Annotated in this window: 1 protein-coding gene; it reads right to left on the reverse strand. The window is 59.8% G+C overall.

Annotation, left to right across the window (positions count from 1 at the left end; translation table 11 throughout):
* Nucleotides 1-49 precede the first annotated feature (49 nt).
* Complete coding sequence (locus tag FNJ47_RS48695) at nucleotides 50-196, reverse strand: twin-arginine translocation signal domain-containing protein (RefSeq protein WP_163163805.1); 147 nt, start codon at nucleotides 194-196, stop codon at nucleotides 50-52.
* Nucleotides 197-241 lie beyond the last annotated feature (45 nt).

Genomic DNA, 241 nt, shown 5'->3' on the forward strand with positions numbered 1-241 from the left:
TGCATCATGCGGCGCCGCGCATGTTGCGCAAGACGACGCGCAGAAGCGCTCAAGCATCGATGCGATTTTTGATCGCATCAATGCTGTTGGTGCATTGGTCGATGCACGGTCCGTCCGGAAAACCGGTCAATCCAACCGCCCCTGCGGCGGCCGTGCCCGCCAGCATCTGCCGGCGCGAGATCAGGTGATGCGACATGTTTCTCTCCCAGGGACTGCTTCTTGTTTGGCAGGGATACTAGAG

Origin of the sequence: Bradyrhizobium uaiense (genome assembly GCF_010811875.1) — a bacterium.
Lineage (GTDB): Bacteria > Pseudomonadota > Alphaproteobacteria > Rhizobiales > Xanthobacteraceae > Bradyrhizobium > Bradyrhizobium uaiense.

What these genes read in the sequence shown, in the direction of transcription:
- FNJ47_RS48695 (WP_163163805.1), bottom strand. Translation starts at nt 196, where the DNA reads ATGTCGCATCACCTGATCTCGCGCCGGCAGATGCTGGCGGGCACGGCC.